The 24,874-nt window shown below is 32.5% G+C and carries 21 protein-coding genes; 6 read left to right on the top strand and 15 right to left on the bottom strand.

Annotated elements, in window-relative coordinates; genetic code table 11:
• Both DFQ10_RS08210 and DFQ10_RS08215 read right to left on the bottom strand, forming a co-directional pair.
• Positions 1-3,768 (bottom strand): choice-of-anchor L domain-containing protein (locus tag DFQ10_RS08210; protein ID WP_181897607.1); only part of this gene is annotated, 3,768 nt, incomplete at its 3' end.
• Between the two features lie 127 nt (positions 3,769-3,895).
• Positions 3,896-6,961, bottom strand: coding sequence for a T9SS-dependent choice-of-anchor J family protein (locus tag DFQ10_RS08215; protein ID WP_115816937.1), 3,066 nt, complete (start codon positions 6,959-6,961; stop codon positions 3,896-3,898).
• A gap of 338 nt (positions 6,962-7,299) precedes the next feature.
• Between DFQ10_RS08215 and DFQ10_RS08220 the strand changes: the two genes are divergently transcribed.
• The 6 genes from DFQ10_RS08220 to DFQ10_RS08245 all read left to right on the top strand — a co-directional run bounded on the left by DFQ10_RS08220 (position 7,300) and on the right by DFQ10_RS08245 (position 12,873).
• A complete protein-coding gene (locus DFQ10_RS08220; protein WP_115816938.1) occupies positions 7,300-9,051 on the top strand; it encodes a tetratricopeptide repeat protein in 1,752 nt (583 codons plus the stop codon).
• Positions 9,052-9,136: 85 nt separating this feature from the next.
• The gene (locus DFQ10_RS08225; protein ID WP_115816939.1) at positions 9,137-10,039 is read left to right on the top strand and encodes a NifU family protein; all 903 of its coding nucleotides are present in this window, start codon (positions 9,137-9,139) and stop codon (positions 10,037-10,039) included.
• 146 nt (positions 10,040-10,185) lie between these two features.
• Positions 10,186-10,884, top strand: coding sequence for a hypothetical protein (locus DFQ10_RS08230; RefSeq protein ID WP_115816940.1), 699 nt, complete (start codon positions 10,186-10,188; stop codon positions 10,882-10,884).
• 78 nt (positions 10,885-10,962) lie between these two features.
• Entirely contained in the window at positions 10,963-11,661 is a 699-nt protein-coding gene (locus DFQ10_RS08235) for a hypothetical protein (protein WP_115816941.1), read from the top strand.
• A 114-nt stretch (positions 11,662-11,775) separates the two neighbouring features.
• The gene (locus tag DFQ10_RS08240; RefSeq protein WP_115816942.1) at positions 11,776-11,976 is read left to right on the top strand and encodes a dodecin family protein; all 201 of its coding nucleotides are present in this window, start codon (positions 11,776-11,778) and stop codon (positions 11,974-11,976) included.
• Positions 11,977-12,060: 84 nt separating this feature from the next.
• Entirely contained in the window at positions 12,061-12,873 is an 813-nt protein-coding gene (locus DFQ10_RS08245; protein ID WP_115816943.1) for a mechanosensitive ion channel family protein, read from the top strand.
• Here the strand turns inward: DFQ10_RS08245 and tsaB are convergent.
• The 13 genes from tsaB to DFQ10_RS08310 form a co-directional block, all read right to left on the bottom strand.
• Positions 12,870-13,541 carry a tRNA (adenosine(37)-N6)-threonylcarbamoyltransferase complex dimerization subunit type 1 TsaB gene (gene tsaB, locus DFQ10_RS08250; RefSeq protein ID WP_115816944.1) on the bottom strand — a complete coding sequence of 224 codons (672 nt, stop codon included), beginning with the start codon at positions 13,539-13,541 and terminating at the stop codon, positions 12,870-12,872. The two genes, DFQ10_RS08245 and tsaB, sit on opposite strands and share 4 nt — an antisense overlap.
• A 50-nt stretch (positions 13,542-13,591) precedes the next feature.
• Positions 13,592-14,902: an efflux RND transporter periplasmic adaptor subunit gene (locus DFQ10_RS08255; RefSeq protein WP_115816945.1), complete on the bottom strand. Its 1,311-nt coding sequence runs from the start codon at positions 14,900-14,902 to the stop codon at positions 13,592-13,594.
• A gap of 2 nt (positions 14,903-14,904) precedes the next feature.
• A complete protein-coding gene (locus DFQ10_RS08260) occupies positions 14,905-16,347 on the bottom strand; it encodes a TolC family protein (RefSeq protein WP_115816946.1) in 1,443 nt (480 codons plus the stop codon).
• 53 nt (positions 16,348-16,400) lie between these two features.
• Positions 16,401-17,558 carry an efflux RND transporter periplasmic adaptor subunit gene (locus DFQ10_RS08265; protein ID WP_115816947.1) on the bottom strand — a complete coding sequence of 386 codons (1,158 nt, stop codon included), beginning with the start codon at positions 17,556-17,558 and terminating at the stop codon, positions 16,401-16,403.
• Between the two features lie 45 nt (positions 17,559-17,603).
• Positions 17,604-18,863 carry an ABC transporter permease gene (locus DFQ10_RS08270; RefSeq protein ID WP_115816948.1) on the bottom strand — a complete coding sequence of 420 codons (1,260 nt, stop codon included), beginning with the start codon at positions 18,861-18,863 and terminating at the stop codon, positions 17,604-17,606.
• Position 18,864: 1 nt separating this feature from the next.
• Positions 18,865-20,109: an ABC transporter permease gene (locus tag DFQ10_RS08275; RefSeq protein ID WP_115816949.1), complete on the bottom strand. Its 1,245-nt coding sequence runs from the start codon at positions 20,107-20,109 to the stop codon at positions 18,865-18,867.
• The gene (locus DFQ10_RS08280; protein ID WP_115816950.1) at positions 20,102-20,803 is read right to left on the bottom strand and encodes an ABC transporter ATP-binding protein; all 702 of its coding nucleotides are present in this window, start codon (positions 20,801-20,803) and stop codon (positions 20,102-20,104) included. Before DFQ10_RS08280 ends, DFQ10_RS08275 begins: the two co-directional genes overlap by 8 nt.
• Before the next feature lie 123 nt (positions 20,804-20,926).
• Positions 20,927-21,160, bottom strand: coding sequence for a hypothetical protein (locus DFQ10_RS08285; protein ID WP_115816951.1), 234 nt, complete (start codon positions 21,158-21,160; stop codon positions 20,927-20,929).
• Positions 21,161-21,211: 51 nt separating this feature from the next.
• Positions 21,212-21,757: a DUF420 domain-containing protein gene (locus DFQ10_RS08290; protein ID WP_115816952.1), complete on the bottom strand. Its 546-nt coding sequence runs from the start codon at positions 21,755-21,757 to the stop codon at positions 21,212-21,214.
• 2 nt (positions 21,758-21,759) lie between these two features.
• Positions 21,760-22,527 carry an SCO family protein gene (locus tag DFQ10_RS08295; protein ID WP_115816953.1) on the bottom strand — a complete coding sequence of 256 codons (768 nt, stop codon included), beginning with the start codon at positions 22,525-22,527 and terminating at the stop codon, positions 21,760-21,762.
• Complete coding sequence (locus tag DFQ10_RS08300; RefSeq protein ID WP_115816954.1) at positions 22,520-23,239, bottom strand: hypothetical protein; 720 nt, start codon at positions 23,237-23,239, stop codon at positions 22,520-22,522. The genes DFQ10_RS08295 and DFQ10_RS08300 overlap by 8 nt, the downstream gene beginning before the upstream one ends.
• Positions 23,240-23,383: 144 nt before the next feature.
• Complete coding sequence (locus DFQ10_RS08305; protein ID WP_115816955.1) at positions 23,384-23,830, bottom strand: cytochrome C oxidase subunit IV family protein; 447 nt, start codon at positions 23,828-23,830, stop codon at positions 23,384-23,386.
• A gap of 20 nt (positions 23,831-23,850) precedes the next feature.
• The gene (locus DFQ10_RS08310) at positions 23,851-24,852 is read right to left on the bottom strand and encodes a cytochrome c oxidase subunit 3 (protein WP_115816956.1); all 1,002 of its coding nucleotides are present in this window, start codon (positions 24,850-24,852) and stop codon (positions 23,851-23,853) included.
• Positions 24,853-24,874: the final 22 nt, after the last annotated feature.

Below are 24,874 nucleotides of genomic sequence, written 5' to 3' on the forward strand. Positions count from 1 at the left end.
GACACAACTAGCAGACTCAGAAACTAATTGCTGACCAACACCAATGCATCCTGTGTCATTAAACTCAACCTCAACCTCATACAAACCAGCCTCTAAAACAGTTAAACTCAAACTATTTTCTCCCTCTATAATACCTCCGTCACGATACCAAGTAATATACACTTCAGATGTAGCATAATTTTCTGGAATTGCTTCGATTATTATTGGACTTGAAGCATTAGGACATACCTCATAATTAGAATCTGAAGAAAAACTAGTAAAAGGCTCATTACCAATAATCAAATTAAAATTGTTGATTACATAGCAATTTGCATAATCAACAGACTCAACCCTTACAAATAAAGTCTCCCCTGAACTATCATAAGAATTTGGCAAAGCACCTGAATCAGCCATTGCATCTGCCTCAGAAGCATAATAATATACATTAAATAGCGACGCATCTTGACCATTAAGAATAGCAATATCATGACTCGCTAAATCAAAACTTGCCACACCATCGTCATCAAAATCGCAACCTATTAAATCCACACTTTCTGCTGTGTGAGATGGCTGAGTAATAACCAACAAAAATGATGTTGTAGCATAACAACCTGAATTATTGTCTTCTATTCTTGCATAAATAATTTGAGGACTTGAAACATTAGTGTACGTAGTTGGCAACGCACTTAAATCATCAAAAGCATCCTGTTCAGAACTATGATATGTTATTGTATAATTAGAAGCATCTTGATCACCCAAAATATTACTATCATTCTCATTAAGATTAAAGACAGCTTGATTTGTAGTAGAGCACTCAGATAAATCAACTGCAGGATTGGCTGTTGGAACAGCTAGAAATTCAACAAGTATGCTATCAAAAATCATACAATTGCCTGAGAAAATAACTTGAGCCTCATAAAAATCTGGCTCAGTAACAGTTAATGTAGATGACGTTTCACCTGGAATAGCAAACCCATCTTTAAACCAAACATGTGGAAAATCAGGCGCAAAAGTGTTTAGGATTATAGGCTCGTTTAAACAAGTTGCCGTGCCTGCATCTATAGTAATATCTTCTCCTAAACTCAATTCTCCGATATCGAAACTACCGGCTTTAAGAAAAACACCAGTATCATATTGCGAATCTCTATCATCAGCAACAACGAGTTTTATATGATAAGTCTCACCAATATTTACTGGAGATTGCGCCGTAAATACAACTGTTCTACCATTATAATTCATTGGTGGTAAATTTTCAGTTATATATTCCCCAAAGTACTCTTCGTTAATAGCGAAACAAGATGTATTTTCAGGATGAATATTAGTTGTTAATATTGGAGTATTTGTATTTGGAATCACTGCTAGATTCGTCGTATTATCATTTGAATCTGTTAAGAAAAAAGCAAAGGCATCTGAAAAATCACATTCATCAGTACCACCAATAGCTCCAGTATATTCCTCTGACGCCATTAAAAAATCAAAGCTTATATTTGGTGAATAGGGAACAAAATCAAACTCTATTATAGTCGCATTTCTAGAATCCACACCAAAATTAGTATCTAAATCGTTATCACCAGGCCATGCACTTCCTCCTGCACTCATTAAATTACTATTTGTACCAGCTGCTGCTATTGCATGTCCAGTAGTCATTAAAACCCCTTCACTAAAAGGAAACTCTTCTCCGTCCATTGTAAAATAACCAATTCCATTTGGCTGAGTATCACTAAAACTTGTACCTGTTGTAAATGTAATATTTGATACATTGGCACAATCACTTCCAAACAATATATCTTGTATCAATTCTTCAACGGTATGTGAAGTATCGCTTACTTCTATACTATTAAAACCTGGCTTAATACATAAATCAAAAGTAACATCTTCATCATCCGAACCCTCAGAGAACACCCTTATAAAATAGGTATTACCAATTACTAACTGTGGTGTTATACTAGTAGTACTATCTATGCAATATAATTCGTTAAGATTTCCACAACTCCCCTCATAAACAGCATGATTAATACCAGACGCATTGTCATTGGCAACTATATTTTCGAATGTTATTATTTGGCTATCATCTAAAGCTATGAACTGAAACCATACATCATCATCAGAATCACCTGAACAAGAAGATGAAGCAACACCAGATGGAGTAGCCGATAAAAGCGTACCAGCTGTTAATTGAGCACAACTCTCATCTGTATTTACAACTGCAACTGTAGCATTTAAACAGTCATTATTTTCAGGAATACAAGCCATTAACTGTATAGGCAAACTATTGAACACGCAATTAAAATCTTGATCATTACTTAACGTATATATAACGTCTATATTAAATGGAAATGGACCAATTTGATATGTCCCAACGGAAGTAATACTAGTTGTATTTAAGTCTATATTGTTAGATAAGGTTAATGAAGCTGCACTACCTAATGACGTAACACTAACATCCAACAAGTATTGATCACCATTATCACAATCATCCACAAAAGCGAACGTTGACTCAGAATTTGTGCAGGTAGCACAAGAAACTGTATAATTAATACCATCTTTCATAGGCAAGTCACCACTAGCACAACTCGATGGCAAAAAATCATCTGAAGCAATATAAAATGATATTCTATTACCACTAGATGTATAAGAAACACCTGTAAGATCACCTTCATTACCAAAAAAATAATCAGTATATGCAACAATAGAAGAACCATCTGTATCAAGAACAACTAATGGATCCCATCCTTCTTGAACATAACCAGACTGAAAAGTTAAAGTTAAAGGCGTACCATCTGTACTTGTATAAGTAAATACTTCGGGATTTACTACTCCATTATCACCATAACACATAGACTCAACCAATGGACCTACACTACAATCAATAATAAAGTCTGTTTGTATTGGTGTTGTAAAAGTAAGAGGGCCTGCCCAAATACTATTGCCATTTGTACAATTTGCTCTTACATATACATCATACTCAGCACCAAACGATAGGCCATTCTCGACAATACTTGTAACTGAAGATAATGTACCAGATGTTGGAATGCTAGTTCCTGAGGGAATCACAACATACTCCCAAGACGTTTCACTATCATTAGCTACCCAAGAAAAACTAGCAAAAGCATTTGTATCATTAGAATTTACATAATTAAGAGATAGCGTTGGTGAAATACAAAATGTTCCACAAGTTTCTACACGTACCAAATCAATAGACATATCTGCTCTGCTACTAAAAGTTGCTCGCGTATTCTTAAATTCAAGATATATAGATTGTCCGAGGTAAGCATCTAAATTTATACCTACTGGCACCCATGCTTCAGAACTAGACGTCTGTAATTGACCAGCCCATGTAAATACATTTGTAAATGGGCCAGAAATTGAATTAGAAACTCCAACTTCTAACTGCCCCATATTATCACCATAAGCATGCATATAAAAAGACAGTTCAGCTCCATCTGTGGCTGTAGTAAGATCAATAACAGGACTAATAATTGAAGCTGATAGCTGATTAACATTACCCGAAGCCTCATAATTCATATAATGAGAACCGCTAAAGGCTGAATTTGGACCCGTAGAGCTACTATCTGAGTTACCTGGCACTTCCCAATTACCACCAATATTATTTGTTGTTATATCTCCGATCCATCCATCAGAATCATCAAATTCTGCTGTAAATACAAACGTAGAGTTGTTAGAAGGACAAGACACTCCAATAGGTGGAGATATTGTTTGAGATAAAGCTATTGAACTCCCAAGCAAACAGAAAGCTAAAAAGGTTAGTTTGAAGATTTTCTTATTCATTTCAATTTTTATTTATTCGGTGAAAAAAAATAGGTGATTTTTAAACAGAAATCCTGTTAAATCCTACATTAAAAAACAACAAAAGCCACAAAGTAAAATTGAGTGGCTTTTGTATTTTAAAGCAAATTTATTGCTTAATTACTCGTATCGTTTTTGTAACACTTTCAATAGTTACTTTAACAAAATAAGTTCCAATACTTAAGTTAGACATATCTAACTCACTAGAGATACTGCTAGGAGCTGTTCTAAACATTTCTTGACCTAACATATTATACACCGTTATGGTTTCTATACTTTTTTGAGCATTTAATGACAACGTATTTTTAACTGGATTAGGATAATAAGTAAATGCAGATTTGTTAACCAAATCATCAATACTTAAAGTAGCACAAGTCACTGTTGCTTCCCACCCTGTTAGGTTATACCCAGCATCTGATCTAAACTCAATAGTTAAGGCTCCTGATGGATCTGTAGATGTGAAAAAATCTCCAATATGAAGTTCACTACTTGCTACTATAGTATTATCACCATTTCCACTGTCTTGTCCACACAATGTTTGTGCTAAAACAGGATATGTATTATCTGGTCCATTATAAATAGTTAAGTAATCGTAACAGCCATCTTGGTCTCCAGAACCAAAGGTGTCAACTTCTAAATCAACGTGTGTGAACGTAATTGTTACTGATTCTCCTGCAGAATCAGGAAGTATTGTTGTAGACGAAAATTCAGACTCTGAATAAGCAGCATGGCTACCTCCTCCATCAACAAATACACCTCCACAAGCCGGAGGAATTATTGCGGTTGCAAATGTATATGGACCAACCCACGAAGAAACACCATTTACGCCACATTCGGATTGCACATAAAATTCGTAATGGTTATCATCTGTTAGGCCTGTATATGAATATGGATTTGTAACCCCAGAAATTGTAGCTACTCCTGTTACGGTTTCACCTCCAGTAACATCAACAATCTCAATATTCCAAGTTGTAGCAGTACCGTTAGCAGCCCATTCTAAATCTGCTGTTGTAGTCGTAATATTTGTTACAGATAACTCTGTAGGAGACATACATAAAGGAGCCTCATCAAAAGTAACATCATCAATCGCTATATCATCATCAAAATCACCTGGCTCAATCACTTCAGAAAATGTAAAACGTGCTTGTGCTGGTCCTGTAAAAGTTAGACCACTAATATCAATAGTCTTTAATTCCCATCCCGCTGTGTTTGTGTTATATGTTCCCACAAGATTCCAAGCAGCACCATCCCAAACTTCCACATCTAATTGTGCATTTTCTGAATCTTCTGAATTACTTATTTCATAAAAACTTAATGCTGGTGTTGTGAGTGCAGTAACGTCTACAAAAGGACTCACCAAATATCTAGGACCATGATCTTGAGACGCATCTGCTGCTGCATAGAAACCACCAGTTGCCGTACTTCCTGTAATTAATCCATCATCTCCAACATGGCTCAATCCTGATGCTTCAAAAATCCAATCTTCTTCTCCTGAATCGCTATATATTCTCCAACAATCTGGTATGGCACCTCCATTATCAAAACCTTCTGTATATGGTGCCGTAAGCGGATTACAATCTGTTTGAAAAGCCACTGGCCCCACCCAAAACGAATTACCATCAGTTGTACCACAATTTGACTGTACATAATATTCATACTCAGTATTTGGTAACAAACCGGTTACCGTATATGGATTAGTAATTTCAGACAGTGTTGCGACACCTGTTACTGTTTCACTTGCTGTTATATTAACTATTTCAATATTCCAAGCTACGGCAGTACCAGTCTCTGTCCATGCTAAATCTGCTGTTGTAGCCGTAACATTTGCAACTGTTAAATCAGCTGGAAAAATACAAGCTATAGGGTTATCAAAAATGACATCATCAATAGCAATATCATCATCACCGCCACCGTTAGGTTCAGAAAAAGTAAAGCGAGCTTGTGCAGGTCCTGTATATACTAAACCACTTATATCTATAGATTTCAATTCCCAACCAGCTGTATTTGTATTATAGGTCGCCATAAGATTCCATGCCGCACCATCCCAAACTTCTACATCTAATTGTGCATTATCTGAATCCTCAGCATTACTTATTTCATAAAAACGTAATTCTGGTGTCGATAATGTACTTACATCCACTAAAGGACTCATTAAATATCTTGGACCATGGTTACTCGACGCATCACAAACAGCATAATAGCCATTTGATAATGTACTGCCTGAAAGGTCTCCACCATCACCAACATGACTTGGACCAGATTCGTTAAAAAACCAATCTTCTTCTCCTGAATCGCTAGACATTGTCCAACAATCTGGAATATCACCAGCGTTCTCAAAATTTTGTATGTAAGGAGCTGTAAACGCATCACAAGATGTCCTAAAAGACATTGGACCTACCCAAATAGATGGCCCTTCTGTGCCACAATCAGCTTGTACATAAAATTCATAATCATTGTTAGATGTTAAACCAGATAAAGTATAAGGGTTAGTAACACCACTAACAGTTGAAGCACCAGTAACAGATCCACCTGCAGTAATATCAACAACTTCCAAATTCCAAGATGTTGCCGTACCATTTTCTGTCCATGTTAAATCTGCCGTGATATTAGATGTATTTATCACGGTTAAATCCGTAGGCTCCATACATGCCGGAAATGTGTCGTTTATAAAATTATCTACAAACAATTCCCATTCATCTTGTGAGGTTGACCTAACGGCAACATAAACTGATTGACCATTATAAGCAGATAAATCTAAAGTTACTTTAGTCCAAGCAGAAGGGGCATTGCTTTCTGCTTGCAGAACTACAGTAAAATCTGCAGCAACAGTTGTAGCTGTAGACAACAAAATCTCATAAGGCTCCAAAAACGCACCACTTCTTGATTTTATATAGAATGTTAATCTATCGTTTAAACCAGAAGTTACTGTAATTTGAGGTGTAATTAAATAATCATCGTTAGCTTCAGGATAGCCTGACTCAATCCTTGCAACAGCTATACCATCTTGAGCACCTTCACCCTCTGGTGTATCATCCCACTCCCACGAATTTGTACTAGCAAGATCTAAAATAGTCCAAGTTGCAGGTATTTCTGTTTCAAAGCTCTCAGTAAATTGTGCATTAGATCGCCAACAAAAAGCAATCATTACTAAAAATAGTAAAGTAATTTTTTTCATAAATTTTGGAATTAATTGGTTAGTGTTTTAATAGTTAAAAAACCTAATCTCCTATAATAGAGTTAAATATTTTAAAACTTATGAAGCTAAAGTTGGACATTATGTTTTATATTTCAATTTTTTAAGGGTTATCAAAAGGTAATCACCGCAAAAAAAAGTAACTAAAACACTAATAGTCAGGGATTAATATTTTAACACAAAAATCGAAAAATCAACAACAATTGACCTATATAGCCTCAGTATTATCACATTATCACGATAATAATTACGGAAAAAGCACAAAAAAAAAGCTGAATCTAAAACATTAAAATTGCATTTAGAGAAATAACCAATCACATATGTCTTTAACTAAATCAAAAAACTTACTTACCTGGATCGTCTTTCTATTATGTTATAATCTGTTTTACGCACAAAACAATGAAGTCTTAATTGACCTAAGAGAAGTAGATAGCCTAAATAAGCTTTACTATGGTAAACATTCTGAAGACGCCTATATAGCTCATCATAAAAACTTAAGAGAATCTATAAAGATGCAATATCCAAAAGGCATTGCTTCTGCATACAAGTCACTAATGTGGTACCACGGTGTAAACAAAAATTCGAATTTAGATAGTGTTTTACATTATGCTGATTTGTTTGAGTCTAAAGTGGCAACATTTAATACAAAGAGTGATTCATTATTAATTAAATTCGTAGAACTCCCACAATACTACCTTAATAAGGGACAATTATTATCTAATGCTTTCGGTTTACCAGAACAAGGATTAGAAAGCTATTTTAAAGTCTATCCATTAATTCCAAAGGGAGATACAAAATTATCTATCGCTTATAATATATCAATTGCCGAAATTTACTATCAAAAATTTCAATACGATAAAGCACTTAGAGTACTTACTCCTCTTTTAAAAGATACTATAGGCATAGGCTCTTTCACAAAAAAAAGATTACTAAAAAATATTTCAGCTAATTATGTGCAAAAAGATATGGCTGAGAAAAGTTATCCCTTGCATAAAGAAATATTAAACTTAGCCATAAAAGATAATGACATTAACGAAATCTGGTGGATTAAAAACAGATTAACAAATGATTATTTTAGATTAGGAAACCCAAAAAAAGCCATTGACTCGGCTTTAGTTGTAAGAAAATATTGCTTAGAGAACAATGACCATCAACTTATTTTCAATAATACTGTGTATTTAAGCACCTTCTATCATGCTATAGGGAATTTAAAAAAAGCAATTGCATATAGAAAAGAAGCCATACAATATTCTTCAGGACTAGAAACCAAGAAAGACGTATATGACCGGTTAGCTATATATTACACTGAAAATAAAAAGTATACAAATGCTATAGATATCTACAAAAAAAAGAACAGCATAATTGATAGTATAAGGTCTAATGAAAAAAAGGCCGTCACCAACTACATTGAGTCTAATGTAAAATTATTAAAAGAGAAACAAAAAAGTCAGCAAATGCAATTTAACGTTGAGCTGTTAGAAGAAAAAAATAAGAAACAGAAACTCTATCTTTTTAGTATTAGCATAGCCTTAATGACTATTATTACATTATTAAGTAGCATACTACTATATAGAAAATATAGGAAAGGAGAAAAAGTTATTGAGGTACTGAAAACTAATGAAAAAAAATTATTAGAAGAAAAAATAACCCTTAGGGAGAATCAATTAGAAGCGTCTGCAATAGCGGTAACCCAACGATTAGAAACATTAAACACAATAAAAGAAGAACTAGATTTTATTAAACAACCTAAAATACCAAAACTAGAAGAAGCAAAAACTAAAATAAATGACCTCATTAGATCTGCTTCAGACATGTCTATTATTACAAAACGGATAGAATCAGAATATCCAACTATGACTACAAAATTAATAGAAAGATATCCTAACCTATCAGACACACAGATAAGATATTGCCTGTTGACAAAATTAAATTTATCAATAAAAGAAACAGCTAGCATTCTAAACGTCACTCCAGATACCGTAAAAGTAGCTCGAAGCAGACTAAAAAAGAAACTAGATATACCACCAGAAATGTCATTTAAGTTATTTCTAGATCAATTAGCAAAAGAGTAATTAATTTTAAATATGATATCTAATTAAAACTTAGTTAAAAGTCTAATCACTTCAATATGATATTTCATATTTTTGTAAATAAAAGATGGCACAGACCAAAATTTCTATAATTCCAACTTCAAATGAAACAATATTAAAATTTGAAGCAGACCGATTTTTAACAAACCACAACAGTTTTGAATTCAATAATATTGATGATGCTAAACACTCACCCTTAGCACAACAATTATTCTACCTACCTTTTGTTAAGAAAGTATACATCGCTTCAAACTTTATTGCCATTGAACGTTATAACATCGTAGAATGGAAAGATGTACAAAACGAAGTTGCAACTCAAATTGAAGACTATTTATCTAATGATGGCGTTGTAGTTACCGAAGACGCTATTAAACCTAAGGCTGCCGTTACGGTTTATGCTGAAAGCACACCTAACCCTAGTGTTTTAAAATTTGTATGCAATAAGGTATTAGTGCCAAGTATATTTGAGTTTACATCAATTGAAGCTGCAAAACCCTCACCTCTTGCTACTGCATTATTCCAATTTCCATTTGTAAAAAATGTATTTATGGAAAAGAATTTTATCTCTATTAGTAAGTTTGATATTATTGAATGGGAAGAAATAACACTTCAACTTAGGGAATTTATAAAATCTTATATTGAAGAAGGAAAAACCATACTTAACGATGATGCTCCGCAGAAATTGAATAAGACAGAAGAAGCTGTTGAGCAAAAATTTGAAGCTTTAGATGACATCTCTAAAAATATAATAAATATCCTTGAAGAATATATAAAACCAGCTGTTGAGAGTGATGGTGGCAACATTGAATTTAAATCTTACGATGAAAACACTAAAAAAGTAGAGGTTTTATTACAAGGTGCATGTAGCGGTTGTCCATCCTCTACATTTACTTTAAAAAATGGAATTGAAAGTATGTTAAGAGAAATGCTAAATGATAATTCTATAACTGTTAATGCAATTAATGGATAAATTGATTAACTTGTAATACTATAAAAAAATAAAATCTGTTAATGTAAATAAACAAAGTCATATTTTAAAATGTTGATGACACTACAGAATATAAAGTGAAATTAACTTTTCAGTAGACTAATTTAATATTTCTAAGACTAATTAATATGAACACTTTAAAATTCTATATGGTCACATTCTTCATCATTTGTAGTGTACCATATGTCTGTAATGCACAAATTGATTACAATCAGCGAAACACACAAGCTAGTTTGGACGTAATGCAATACAGCATAAAAAATAATCATAATAGTAACAAAAACGCAAAAGGTTCGCCATTCATAAATGAAACTTTCGAAGTTTTAAAGTTTAAAAAGTTTGGTAATAAGGTTTTTTCAGGCAGATACGATGCTAATCTTGGAGAAATGCAGATTAGACGTGAAAATGATACCATAGCTCTTAATGCCAATGAAAATTTTGAAATAACCTTTGTTTCAAGCAATAAGACCTATAAAACCTTAAGTTATATAGATAATGATGGAATTTCAAAAAGAGGCTTTCTTGTTGTTTTAAATGAAACTGATTCAATAGCTCTTTTAAAAGAAGAAGTAATTAAATTCCATGAAGAAAAACCATCAACTAATGGTTATGATAAAGCAAAGCCTGCTGAGTACAAAAGAGTAAAAGACACCTATTACTATAAAATCGGAGAGCATGTTTCTGTATTACCTCAAAAACGAAAAGAATTTACAAAATTGTTTCCTGAGCATTCAAGAAAATTGGAGGTTTTTATTAAGAAAAATAAAATAAGTCTTAAAAAAGAAGACGACCTAATAAGTTTATTCAAACACATAGGCACCTTATAAAATCCAGCTTTCAAACTCAATTAAATATACTTTTTTCTGAAGTTAAATAATTTTAAATTTTTAAACCATTTATAATATATGTTAAATATCAAATACTGCATCTTTTTAGTTTTAATAAGTTTGGGTACATCAAAAATAAGCTATGCATTTCAAGATGTAAACATTAGAGAAACCCAAGAACAACTAAATAAAATGATTAGCACTATAGATCATAATCGTGATAAAAACAAGAACATTAAAGGTTCTCCGTATATAAACGATGTATTTCAAGTAGTAAAATTTAAAAGATTTGGAGATAAATCTTTTACTGGTAGATACGATGCTAATCTGGGTGAAATGCAGATTATGCGTGAAAATGATACTATAGCTCTAAATAATACTGAAAATTTTGAAGTTACCTTTATCTTAAGTGATAAAATATATAAAACACATAGTTATGTAGATAACAATGGGATTACAAAAAGAGGCTTTCTTGTTGTTTTAAATGAAACCCATTCACTAGCTGTTTTAAAGGAAGAAGTAATTAGATTTTATGAAGAAAAACCATCAACTAACGGTTATGATAAAGCAAAACCCGCAGAATACAGAAGAACAAAAGATATCTACTACTACAGACAAGGCGAACATGTTTCAGTATTACCTCAAAAACGGAAAGATTTTATAAAGTTGTTCCCTGAACACTCAAAAGATTTAGAGGTATTTATAAAGAAGAATAAAATTAATTTTAAACAAGAGGATGATTTAATAACTCTATTTCAATATCTAGAAACGCTATAACTCTTACATTAAAAACCAATAATTTATACTTCCATTTTTTAAAAACACAAATGGTAAAGTGACCAATTGGTAATTTTTGTTTCTAAAAGGTATAAACTTAAAAATCTAAATATTATGGCAGTATTAAAAGTAATCGAAGTATTATCTAACTCAGACAAAAGCTGGGAAGACGCAACAAAGAAAGCAGTAAAAGAAGCTTCTAAATCTGTGAAAAATATCCGTTCTGTATACGTACAAGATCAAAGTGCTATTGTTAAAGATGACGAGGTCACTGAATTTAGAGTTGCATTAAAATTAACTTTTGAGGTTAAATAACAGCTTTTACCTCTATACAAATCATAAACTCGGTCTAAAACTAGCCGAGTTTTTTTTATTAAAACTTAAATTAAATAAATTTTTATGGATACACAAAAGTGGATTAACGAAGGCTATAACTTTTTAATTGAATATGGACCAAAAGTTATTGGAGCTATTCTAATATGGATAATAGGTAGCTGGATAATTAAAATGCTACTTAAAGGAGTAAAAAAGGCAATGAATAAAGGAAATTATGATGAGAGCCTAAAAAAATTCTTATTAAATCTTATTGGCTGGGCTTTAAAAATTCTTTTAATTATTGTTGTATTAGGTACCGTTGGTGTTGAAACAACATCGTTTGCTGCTATAATTGCTGCTGCTGGTTTAGCTATTGGTTTAGCTCTACAAGGATCATTAGGTAATTTTGCAGGTGGTGTATTAATTATGATCTTTAAACCTATTAAAATTGGAGATTTAATTGAAGCACAAGGTGAAATAGGTGTTGTAAAAGAGATTGAAATTTTTACTACCAAATTAACGGGTTTATCTAATAGAGAAATAATAATTCCTAATGGAGCATTATCTAATGGAAATATTATAAACTTTAGTACTGAAGGCACTAGAAGAGTTGACTTAGTATTTGGTGTTGGTTATGATTCTGACATAAAAAAAACCAAAGAAGTTTTTAGTAAAGTATTAGCGGCTAATCCTAAAATATTAAAAGATCCTGCACCAACTATAGCAGTTTCTGAACTTGCGGATAGTTCAATTAATTTTGTAGTTAGACCTTGGTGTACTACAGACGATTATTGGGATGTATACTTTGGAGTAACAGAGCAAATAAAAGAAGCATTAGATGCTGCTGGTATTGAAATACCTTATCCGCATCAAGTTGAAATACATAAAGAAAATTAAGCTTTCTTTTTTAAGGCTACAAAATCCTTTAAATAATAAGGCTCAAAATAAGCGACATCTTCGGTGTCGCTTTTTTTATACTTAGCTTCCGCTAAAAGTGACATTTCATTTGCGGAAGGCAATTTTTCATTTATAAAAACAGCATTAGGATGCTGGATTAAGCTCTTAGTTTTTTCTACACCGTTACCTATAAAATAAACCTTACTACGCTCTAAAAGCTCGCTGTAGCTTTCCTCCGTGAGAATTTCAGCTCTTATCTCTCTATGCAATTCTAGATTTGAATTATAGACTGCAGAATACACTTCCATACGTCTTGCATCTAGCATCGGTATTATATATCCATCTTTATGTTTTACTTGATGAGCTAAACTTTCTAAAGTTGAAATAGAAATCAACGGTTTATTCAATGCAAAACACAAACCTTTTGCAGACGATACTCCGATACGCAAACCTGTATAAGAACCAGGTCCTTTACTTACTGAGACAGCATCTATTTCTGATGGATTTATTTTCGAAATTTTAAAAACCTCATCAATAAAAAGATGTAACGTTTCTGCATGCGAATAGCCAAGACTATTATCTTCTTTTAAAACTAAAGTCTCTCCATCTTTAGATAGAGAGACTGAACAATTTGTTGTTGCTGTTTCTATATTTAGCACTAATGCCATTTAGTTATCAGTTTTTAGCCCAAAAGGCTATTAAGACTTCAATAATTTATTTAATCTTGATTTTTTTCTTCTGAAGTATTCTCAGGCTTTTTGTTTTTAACTTTAATCAAATCACCTGGATTTAAGTTTTTAGAAACTACATTATAAGGTCCTGTAATAATTTCATCATCTTTACTTAACCCTGAAACTATCTCGATATTAGTATCATCTTGAATACCTGTTTTTACCACTTTTAATTTTGCCGTGCCTCCGTCATTTACAAATACACATTCAAACTTTTCTTCAATTAGATCAGAGTCAACTTCTTCCATTTTTAAATTTTCCCCATATAGTTTCTTAGTAGAACTTGTATCAGTCTTAATAACAATAGCACTAATGGGTACAGAAATCGCATCTTTTCTTGTTTTTGTAATCACATCTACAGTAGCCGTCATTCCTGGTCTAAAAGGGGAAAAAGTTAATGGTTTACCCTCTGTTAAATCTTTATATGATTCCTCTAAAATTCTAACTTTAACTTTGAAGTTTGTCACCTGATCTGCAGCTAAATCACCTGCCGCAGAATTAGCAATCTCAGTAACTATTCCTTTAAATTCTTTCTTTAAGTAAGCATCTACTTCAACAATTGTAGAATCACCTATGTTCACTTTTACAATGTCATTTTCATTAACATCGATTTCAACTTCCATATTATTTAAGTTGGCTACTCTTAAAATTTCAGTTCCTGCCATTTGCTGCGTACCAACAACACGCTCACCTAACTCTACATTTAAACGTGAAATTGTACCACTCATTGGCGCATAAATTGTAGTTCTATTTAAGTTGTCTTTAGCTTCATTTACAGTTGCCGCTGCACTTTGCACACTATAATACGCAGAGCTCTTTCCAGCTACAGCAGTCTCGTAAGTTGCAATAGATCTATCCCAATCTGCTTTAGAAATCACACCTTTATTAAAAAGTGATTTATTTCTATCATAATCAGCTTTTGCTTGTTTTAAATTGGCTTCTGCTTGCTCTAAACCAGCTCTTACATTTTGATAAGAAGCTTGCGAACGATTAACAGCAGACTGAATTAAATCAGGATTTACACGAACTAATAAATCTCCTTTTTTCACTTCTTGACCCTCTTTAAAAGGTAATTCAAGAATTTCACCAGATACTTCAGAAGATATTTTAACCTCAACTTCTGGTTGAATTTTTCCTGTAGCAGAAACCGTTTCAATAATATCTTTTAGAGTCACTTCTTTTACCGTAACTTCTTTAAAGTCTCCTTTTTCTCCAAACCATCCCATTTTAGATCCTGCAACTAAAATTAATAGTACCACAACACCTATTGAGATGATAATTTTTACTGTTTTGCTCATAATTAAAACTTTAATTCAGTTGCTGGTATACCGAAATATAACTCGAGAACCTTCAACTTAAAAATATAATCGTATTTCGCTTGATTCAATTGAATCCTAGCGTTATCAAATCTTTGTTTAGATTGGCTAAAATCGAATGCATTTGTTAAACCCACATCATAACGCTCTTTAGCATAATCATAAGCCAATTGTTGTGATTCTAATGCTGTTTTAGCAGCTTCATAAGATTTTAAAGAACCTTTTGCATCCACATAAGCCTGATAAACCGTAGATTCCAAATCTAATTCTGCCTGCTCTAATTGAAACTTAGAACGCTCTAAATTAATCTTATTTCTTTGAATATTTCCTCTTGTTGAAAACCCATTAAAAATAGGAATATTTAAAGAAAGACCATAAGAAATACCGTCGTTTTGAGATAATTGATCTATAAATCGATCTGCACCAACTTCCCTTGCGAATGTATTTGGGAATTCACCAACGACAACCTCTCCGGTATTTTGCACAGTTCCGATTTGCTGAATTGATGATGGGTTATTAGGGTCAACTTCTTGTATAAAAGACTTAGTGTTTGAATATCTAGTATTATATCCAAAAAAAGCGGAAAGTGTCGGAAAACGACTTCCTTTTGCTATTTGAAGATCCTTTTCAGCTAATTCTACATTTGATTCTGCTATTTTGATTTCAGATCTATTTTCCATAGCTCCAGTGATTATATCATCAGCAGATTTGCTTGAGATACCTTCATCAACAATATCATAACCCTCATCTTCTATATCAAAATTGGCATAATCTTTAATTAATAATAACTGCGCAAGACTAATTAATGAAATTTGAACTGAATTCTCAGCGTTAACAATTGATTGCTTTTCATTAGCATCTGTCGCTTGTATCTCAAGCAAATCACCTCTTGGTAATGAACCTGCGTCTACCAATTGGTTTGTTCGTTCAATTTGTTCTTGGGTAACTTGATTTTGAGATTTTAAAACTTCAAGATTTGCTTTATTTAAAATTACTTGTAAATAACCATTAGCTACAAAAAGAGAAATGTCATCTTTCATTTTATCTAAACGATACTGACTAGCTAGTTTAGATATATCTGCACGTTGAACCGTTCTAATATTTCTTAAACCGTCAAATAAAGTGTAACCAATATTAATATTACCACTAGCAGATAAGAAAGTTGTGGTTTCTGCATTATTTGTTATTGGATTAAAACTTAGACCAGTGTTTTCTGAAACTCCTGCTCCAGCACTTAAACTTGGAAGAAAACCTCCAACAGCAGTAAGTTTATCTATATCTGCAGCCTCTACATCTAACTCACTCTGTTTTACAGAAATATTATTTTCTAAAGCATATACCACACACTCCTTGAGTGTCCATTTTTTATTTTGTGCTTGTGCTAAAACTCCACAAAGAAGTAAAACTATGATGATTGATTTTTTCATGATGTCTATTTGTCTATGTAAAACTTAAAGTGTTACATTAATTATGTAATAATTTATTGTGCATATTTAGGAACACCCTGTACTTGATTCCAAACTTTTATTTTATCGTCTTTAGAAATGCCACTTTTTACTTCTACAAAAATACCATCACTAATACCTAACTCCACATCTTTTCTTTCAAATTTTTGATCACCAACCTCAACTTCTACGTATGGTTTTTTGGTTTCAGTATCGTACTGAACTAAAGCCTCCTTAATTGCTAATACATTTTCAACTTTTTCTAATATAATTGAAGCATTTGCACTTAAACCTGCTCTAATAAATGTAGAATCCATTTTTTTAAGCGACCCTTTTATTTCAAATTGAATAGCTCCATTTTCTGCTACACCTTTTGGTGCAATATAATCTAATACGGCATCGAATTTTTTATCTTCAATAGCACCAACTGTAATTTCAAGAGGTAAACCTTCTTTTATTTTTCCTACTTCGCTTTCATCAACTTTTCCCTCAAAAATCATTTGTTTTACATCTGCTAAAGATGCTATTGACGTACCTTCATTAAAATTATTGGCCTCAATAACTTGGTTTCCTGCTTTTACTGGCACATCTAATACCATCCCTGAAACTGTAGCTCTTACCTGTGTTTGTGCAATGTTGCCTAAACCAGAAGTTGTTCCTGTTTTTATAATATCATAATTCTGATTAGCAGAGTTTACATTTATTTTTGCCTGCTCTACACTTTGCTTTGTTTGAAGATATGAATTTTTTACACCTTCAAAATCATTAGCAGAAATTACACCTTTATCAAACAAAGCTTTTTGTCTATCGTAATTTGCTTGTTGCGTTTCTAAATTAATTTTAGCAGTTTGAAGTGCTGTTTGATTTGATGCAATATTATTTTTAGCACTTGTTAAAGAAGACACATTAGGTATTACTCTAATCTGAGCAATTAAATCACCTTGCTTTACGTATTCGCCAGCTTCGATAAAAATTTCTTCTATGACACCAGAAATATTTGGCTTAATTAAAATTTCTTCTTTAGGCACAATACTTCCTGTTGCTACAGTTTTAACGACTATGGTTTGTTCTTCTGGACTTTCTGAAGTGTAAGTTATAGGATCTTCTTGGTTCTTATTCCATAAGTACATTAACGCTCCTCCAAAAGCAACGACGATTAATATTAAGAAAATGATGGTTTTTGTTCTTTTCATTACTAAATGATTATTATTTGATTGATGGTTGTTATTACATTTATTTTAGTCTATTCTTAAGGCGTCTACAGGTTTCATTTTTGTAGCACTATTAGCAGGAATTAAGCCGGCTAATACTCCTGACACTACTAATATTATTAAAGCCGTGAATACAACTTGCATGCTTACACTCGGATTTGCAAAGTTTTCTACAGGACCAGCATTATCTAAAATAGTATTCATAATCCAAATAACAAAAGCTGCAAATGAAATCCCTAACATACCAGATAGTATAGTAAGTATTAAACTTTCTTGTAAAATTTGTGATTTAATAGACCATGGACTTGCTCCTAACGCTCGCCTTACTCCTATTTCTTTTGTACGTTCTTTTACTACAATAAGCATAATGTTACTTATACCAATAATACCAGACATTAATACTAATGCGCCAACAAAGTAACCTACTAGTGTTAGTATAGAAAACAACCCATTTATACGTTCAAATTGTTCTGACAAATCAAAGTGACCAATAGCACGATCATCATCTGGATGTACTTTATGCCTCGATTTCATTAAATCGAAAACCTGTTGTTTTAATGTAGTTATAGACACACCATCTATAGCTGTAATTGCCATCCAACCCACATTATCTCCTCTATTAAAAGCCTGACCAAATGTTGAGAACGGCATATAAATAGTACTCGCATCTTGCTCTCCATCACCTTGACTATTGCTCATTTTAAAGGTTCCGACAACCAAAAAGTTTACTCCATTAACTTTAATATATGTACCTAAAACATCTTCATCTTTATCATATAATCCTTTTACAACACCAGTGCCAATGACACAAATTTTACGTTTCGCTTCAATATCTGAATAACTTATAAATCTCCCTTGAAGAATATCCATAGGTTGCTGTTTAATATATTCTGGATAATCTCCATAAATTTCAAATGCTCCTGTTTTTGTTCCTCTTACTACATTGTTGGCACCATTATAGCCTCCTAATTGATTTCTTGGCGACACATATTTTAAATTAGGAATCTCAGATTTTAAAGCCGCAATATCATCCACTTTATAATTAAAATAACGTCCCTTCGGAAGGCCTTTGTATGGTTTAGATGTACCTTGCGTCCACATAAACATAGAGTTTGTGGCAAAATCACCAAAATCTGCAGTTACGCCATTCTTTAGTCCATTGGTTAGTGCTAACAACAGTACTAAAATGGTTATTCCCCAAAACACACCAAATGCTGTTAACAAGGTTCTAAATTTGTTAGCATTTAAGGCTTCTAATATTTCATCCCAACGGTCTCTACTAAACATATTATTCGTCTCTTAATGCGTCTATTGGTTTAATCATTGCTGCTCTATATGCAGGAATAAAACCTGCTAAAGCACCTGCAAATACTAACAAAAACACAGTTGTTAGTGCTATATTAAAATCTACTTGAGGATACTTAATAAAATCACTCTCTATTTGTGGCCCAACCAATTCTAAAAGACCAAGACCAAGTATTAATCCAAACAAACCAGAAAACATAGTTACAAAAACAGCTTCTTGTAAAATCATTCCTACTATAGACATAGGCATTGCTCCTAATGCTTTTCTTATACCAATTTCTTTAGTCCGTTCTTTTACTATAATTAACATAATGTTACCGACACCAACAATCCCAGCAATGATTGTCCCTATACCAACAAACCAAAACACTCCACTTATTGCTGCAATCAATGAATATATTTTTTGAGCTTCTTCAAGTGTATTAAAAACACGTACAGCACTTACATCATCTGGCGCAACAACATGAATTTCTTTAAGTTGTTGTTCTATTCCCAATGCAATAGCATTAGATTGCTCAACCGCTTGATCAAAATTATCCGCCATTTTCACGGTAAATGTCATGTTTCTTATATTCTCACCAGCATTAAATACTTTTTGAGCTGTTGATACCGGAATGTAAACTTGTCCTTCTTCCCTATCTCCTCCTGGATCATAAAAAACACCCACCACCTTAAAATTCATTCCGAAAATTTGAATATTCTGATTGATAGGATCTTCTCCTTTAAAAATATCTGTCTTTATTTTGTTACCAATGACTGCAACCTTTTTGCTTCCATCTACATCAGATTGGTTAATAAAACGACCAAAACCTATATCTGCATTTTCTATAAATTGATTATCTGGTAAAGTACCACGAACACGGTAATTACCGGTTTCGTTATTAACAGAAACTGTAGCTCCCCAAATAGCATAATCTTTAGTTCGGTATTCTAGATAATCATCATATTTATTTTCAACAGCATCAAAACTTGAATTCTTAAGTTGAATATAACGACCAGGATTTAAACCTTTATAACCTTTTGTAGTAACTCCTGTCCATACTGAAACTCGATTAGTTGCATCGCGTTCAAACTGAGATTTTACACCATTTTCTATACCCTTACTAAAACCAAGAAGAATCACTAAAATGAATATACCAGATGCTACAGAGAGACCTGTTAAGAATGTTCGAAGCTTATTTTTCTGCAAGGTTTCAAAAATCTCTTGCCAACGTTCTAAATCAAACATGGACTGATGCTCTTACTTGTTGTACAGGACTATCATCAATAATTAATCCATCCTTAAGATTAACTATACGCTTTGTCATATGTGCAATATCATCTTCGTGTGTTACGACTAAGATCGTTTTGCCATCATCATTTATACCTTGAATCAATTCCATAACCTCATAAGAGGTTTTGGTATCTAAAGCACCTGTTGGCTCATCTGCTAATAGCACTTTTGGATCACTAGCCAGAGCTCTTGCAATTGCCACACGTTGTTTTTGTCCACCAGAAAGTTCGCTTGGTAAATGATGCGACCATTCTGCTAATCCTACTTTTTCTAGATAATGCATCGCTTTCTCAGTACGTTCTTTCCGCTTGATACCTTTATAATACAAAGGCATAGAAACATTATCTAAAGCACTTTTATAGTTGATTAAATTGAATGATTGAAAAATAAATCCAAGAAATTCATTTCTGTATTTTGCTGCTATCTTTTCATTAAGATTTTTAATAGGAACATTATCGAGAATGTATTCGCCAGAATCAGCTTCATCTAACATTCCTAAAATATTTAATAATGTAGATTTTCCAGAACCGGAAGACCCCATTATAGACACTAACTCCCCTTCTTTTACATCAAAATTAATCCCTTTGAGTACGTGAAGCGAATTGCTTCCCATATGGTAAGACTTGTGTAAATTCTTTATTTGAATCATAGTGTAGTTAGTTAGTTGATGCAATTTTAAGGAAATCTGATAGGTTTTTATGCCAACAAATTGTTAATACCTTTAATAAGCCATTACAACTAAGACTCTTAAAACAAAAGAATGTTACAGTTATTAATCAGTACTTTCTGTCTTATTAGGTTTATTGTATTTTCTGTAGATAATATAACCGATTGTAGCGACTAAAATATAAGGTACAGCCATTAAAAACATAATACCATCATTAATTCCTTCTGCTGCAGATTGGTCTTCACCACTTTCTAAAACAGCTCTACACATAGCACATTGTGCATTGGCATCTATAATTAAGAAAAGAAAAATAAGAAGAATAAAGAATTTAGGTTTCATATTATAATGAGTTAAAAACTTATTAGACCTTAACACTTAGGATTGTAATATCTAAGAATAATAAGGCGAAATCATTAAGTATACTACAACACCTGTTACAGCAACATAGAGCCATAACGGAAATGTAATTTTAGCAATCTTTCTATGTCGCTCAATATTATTAGTAATACCTCTTACATAGGTGATTAATACAAATGGAATTACAACAATTGACAGTACAATATGTGTAAAAAGAATAAAATAATAGATGTACTTAATTACCCCTTCTCCTCCAAACTTAGTTGAATCACTCGTCATGTGATAGGCCACATACATCACTAAAAAACTTAGAGAAAGCAGTATCGCGAGTTTCATTAAACGTTCATGCAGATTTCTATTTTTGTTTTTAATTGCAATAACAGCCCAAATTAAAACAATTGCTGTTAAAGCGTTTATTGAGGCGTAAATTGGTGGCAAAAAACTAAAAGGCTCTACTTCAATACCAAAATCTTGTAATTTAACTCTAGATAAAATAGCAACTACAACTGGTATAATAATTGCCAAAGCAATAATCCATTTATTATATTGTTTTTCTTTTTCTATGTTTACAGCACTCATAATTATTCTTTTAACAATTTAGCAATGTCTTCTTTTAATATAGTTATTTCTTGCGGAATACCATCTTCATCTACACCAACGGCCTCGGGAATTAAACCGTTATAAAAAATCATTGGATTACCAAAATTATCTTTTCTAGATCTTATAAATCCTTCTTTGTCAATTAGAGCAAAATTACCTGAATGTTCAAAACCACCTTCTACACTAGCGTCTTTTGCCGTATATAAATTGAATCCTTCATTAGCAAGTTTATATATAGCTGCTTCTTCACCAGTTAAAAAATTCCAATTAGGATTTGTGATATTATGTTGCTCATAATAGGCTTTTAAAACTTCAGGTGTATCAATATCTGGTGTAATTGTAAATGAAGCTACTCCAAAATTTTCAAAACCATTAAATTGATTTTGAACCTCTACTAAATTCCGATTCATAATTGGACAAATTGTTGGACATGTTGTAAAAAAGAACTCTACAACATACACTTTACCTAAATAATCTTCATTGGTAATTGTTTTTCCATCTTGGTTTGTAAAACTAAAGGCTGGTACTTTTTTAGGCGCACCATTGATTTCTAAATACAATAAATCACTTTTGTTTTGCGCCTTTTGCTTATCTTCTATAATTGAAGTAGAAACATCTTTGCTTCGACTTTCATCTCTTGTAACATCGTCTTGATTAACCCGATCTATAATTCTCGGAACAACTATAATTCCGAAAACAAGAATAATAAATGCAATACCAACGTACGAATAATTTGATTTTTTACTCATTAGTTCCTTTTAATTCTTTGTTTCTTCTTGTATTAGAATCGTCAAAATTACCTTTTCGTTTCTGACGGTATTCTGTAAATAAAATTCTAACATCGTCACTCATCATATTTTTAATCTCAGCAACTTCTATTGTATTGTAAGAAACCACACTAAATGCTGGTTTTTTATCTTCTATTTCCCGTTCTGATCTGCCATCAATTCTACCACGTTGATTTAAATCCTTATCTATAATAAATACACTATTTAATGAAAGATCATCAGCTAAAACTTCGGATGAATTTAAAGTATTAAAAAGCATTTTTATCTCGCCATCAGTAGCGAAAGCGTAATGCCAATATTTTAAATCTTCGTATGTATTTATTTCATTTTTGAGAGCTTTCACTTCTTCTTCTGATCCTATTGGAACTACAATTACAATTTGAAAATTTTTAAATCCCTTAAATTTATCATATACCAATTCTTTAAGGTTTGATGCTGCAATTGATTTTTTTAGTGGTGTTTTCCCTAAAAATCCCAATACTGAAATATGATCTTTTAAGCGCAAACTATCTGATCCGTCTGAGGTGAAATTTTCAATATCAGAAACATTCTTATTTACAATGTTTAGAGGTTCATAATTGTGCTTTGCAGGATAGAGCATTAGTAAGAAGGCTACTGGCAAGAAGAATAATATTCCCAGAACTACATAACGTTTTATTTTTGTTGTTTTCATTTTCTATGAAATAAAAATTCTGGTCTTTTTTGTTAGTTTTATTAACCCTTAATTTAAAATGCAAAAATAAAAAAGGTGGTTTAGAAAAACCACCTTTTAATTGTATTTAACACTCGGACTGTGTCCAGTACGAGATATATTTATTTAAAAATCTTTCTTAATTAAAGCGTCTGCGCCATTGTAAACGCTAAAAACATAACCACCCTCTTGTAATAAGATAAAAATCAAATAACAAATTAAGAAAACACTAGTCCATACGACCATTTTTCTCATGCTACCCGTTTCATCTCTCATGTGCATAAAATCCCAAGTGATATAGTAAGCCTTAACAATAGTTAAAGCAATAAATATAAAATTCAACGGCTTCATGTATACAATTGGAGATAATATAATGTTACCTATAGTAGCAAAGAATCCACCTTCAAAAGGATCCATCCAAGTATGCATAAACATATCTGGCTTATAGATACCTAAAACAACTTCAACTGCTGTAACTATGGTTAGGAATATTAAAACTCCCCAAATTTTGCTTGTGTTAGATTTAAACTTAACTAAACCTCTAAATATTTCTAATTTATGCTCGTGTGCCATAACTTAATCTTAATTTCTTTTTATACTAAATAGAAGAATGTGAATACAAATACCCATACTAAATCGACAAAGTGCCAGTATAATCCAACTTTCTCTACCATCTCATAACTTCCTCTTCGCTCGTAAGTACCAAGTATAACATTAAAGAATATAATGATATTTATAATAACACCTGAAAGTACGTGAAATCCGTGAAACCCAGTAATGAAGAAAAAGAAATCAGCAAACAACGTTGTTCCGTATTCGTTTACCTGAAGATTAGCTCCCTTTACAACTAGTTTACCATTCTCTTTGATTTGCGATAAGGATTCTGCTCTAGACAAAACCGTCTTATGACCATTCTCATCAAGCAGTTGATTTCTTACTAAAACATTCTCATTAGCCACTAAACCAGCATAGATTTCATTTACAGTATAAGGAGGTAATGTTGCCTCTTCTGTAAACCAAAGCCCGTTTTTACGCTCGTGTGCAGTACGCTCACTTGCTTGTGCTATTGCTAAATCTTCAATTGATACGCGTTTAAATTTCTCAACACCATCTACGGTAACATATTCTCCAAATTGCAAGATGTTTCCACCTTTTGTTTGTACTGCACCATAATCTCCTTGAATAAAGGTAGCCCATTCCCAAGCTTGAGAACCAACGAAAATTGCTCCACCAATAATGGTAAGGAACATATATATAGTTACTTTGGCTTTATTCATATGATGACCTGCATCTACGGCTAATACCATAGTTACTGAAGACATAATAAGAATAAAGGTCATAAATGCCACATATATCATTGGCAATTCTTGACCATGCAAAAACGGTACGTGAGTAAACACTTCATCAGCAATTGGCCATTCGTTGATAAACTTAAATCTCGAAAAACCATAAGCTGCCAAGAAGCCTGAAAATGTTAATGCATCAGATACAATGAAGAACCACATCATCATTTTTCCGTAACTTGCTTTAAGTGGCTGATTGCCTCCTCCCCAAGTTTTTTCTTCTGTACCAGTACTAGCTACTGTAGAATCCATAGAATTTATTTAAATTTTTAAG

Origin of the sequence: Winogradskyella eximia, from assembly GCF_003386165.1 — a bacterium.
Taxonomy (GTDB): Bacteria; Bacteroidota; Bacteroidia; order Flavobacteriales; family Flavobacteriaceae; genus Winogradskyella; species Winogradskyella eximia.